Genomic DNA, 1,649 nt, shown 5'->3' on the forward strand with positions numbered 1-1,649 from the left:
TTGCAGCGAGCTTTTTCCGGCTGGGGCATTTGCTGGCGTCACCGCGACCACGAGGCGAATTCGGCAGGCGTCGTAGCTCCATCAGAGCCTTCGCGAATCGATGGCTGGGGAGGCCATACTGACGGAGTTGTGTGGTCATAAAGCTATGGAAGGCAGACCTTGGATAGGCGGTCGCCAGCCGTTTCAGGCTCACTATCCGAAAGTTGATACTTGTGGTGTCAATTGATGCGTCACGTCCGATTTGGACGCAGCGCTAAGTCCTGAGACGCTGTGCAACGAGGGCGCCTTCACCGGGGCAGGATCATTAAGTTCCCGAAAGCACTCCGGTTATATCGAGGCATAACACTCACAACGGCCTCGTCCCTTCTTGGTCATCCGAACCTGATCGCGCTCACGGCCTCTCACAGAAGACGACTCATCATGTTCAATCATTGGCGTAACAAGAAACCGCAGCCCGAAATCGAGAACGAGCCGCAGGACGACGTCCTGCCCCGCCTGCAGGAGCTTGTCCGGTTTCTCGTCAATGGAGATCACGCTCCGATAGAGGCGGCTGAGGACGAGGTCGCCAAGACTCTTCTCCCGATCGTCACCATGCTCGACGACAACCATTTTGCCTCGCTCTCTGTGCTGGCGGATATCTGGGTCGCGCAGACCACGCCGCTGCTCGCCATCGCCCGGATGAATGCCGATATGCAGGACCTTGGTTGTCGCACGCAGGCGGTCGCCGGGGCGGTCAGTGAACTCTCGTCATCGATCGCAGAGATCGGACGCGCGACGGGGGAAGTCGCGAATGAGGCCATCGACGTCCACAACCGCGTGAACGAGAGCGTTGTGGCGGCTGATCAGGCCGTGGATTCGATTGGTCGGTCGGCCGATGCGGTAGGAGGTCTCAGCCACAAGGTCGACGCATTGAATGGCTCGATCGAGGACATCGCAGGTATCGTCAAGGCCATCGACGCCATCGCCCGGCAGACTAACCTCCTCGCCCTCAATGCCACGATCGAGGCCGCCCGAGCCGGGGAAGCGGGCCGAGGCTTCTCGGTCGTTGCAGGTGAGGTCAAAGCTCTTTCGACGCAGACCGCGCAGGCGACCGAAGACATTCGGCAACGGATCTTGGGGCTTCAGTCCGGAATGAAGGACATCGTGTCTGCCATGCGGGAAAGCGGCGAGACCGTCGAGTCGGGGTCCGCGTCCGTCCAAGGCGCCGGGACGATGATCAAGAGCATCAATGAGGCCGTCAATCGTGTCTCGCACAATATGGCGACCGTGGCAGCGGTCGTTCAGCAGCAGATGGCTGCGACGACAGAAGTCGATCAAGCCATTACCGCCACGGCAAATATGTCAAACCATGCTCTGTCGGCCATCGAACGCCTTGCCGTGACCATGGATAGGGTTGGCGAAGTGGTTCAACCACGCCTTCGGTCGCGCGCCCAGGAAGTGGACGACCGTACGCAGGTACAACTCGCCAGATCCGATCATGCCAGTTTCAAGAAGCGCGTGATCGACACGTTGAATCGACGCGGTGAGGTGAAGGCCAGCGACCTGCCGGATCATCACGATTGCCGGTTCGGCAAGTGGTACGAAGGCTTGAAAGATCCAGCGTTGAAGAACAGTCCGGCCTACCGTCGCATCCCCGACCCGCCCCCGCC

Annotated in this window: 1 protein-coding gene; it reads left to right on the forward strand. The window is 60.0% G+C overall.

Annotated elements, in window-relative coordinates:
• Positions 1-420: 420 nt before the first annotated feature.
• A partial coding sequence (locus tag DYI24_RS26185; RefSeq protein WP_164574382.1) for a methyl-accepting chemotaxis protein occupies positions 421-1,649 on the forward strand: 1,229 nt, incomplete at its 3' end.

The sequence above is a fragment of the Rhodopseudomonas sp. BR0C11 genome (assembly GCF_010820945.1).
GTDB lineage: Bacteria > Pseudomonadota > Alphaproteobacteria > Rhizobiales > Xanthobacteraceae > Rhodopseudomonas > Rhodopseudomonas palustris_H.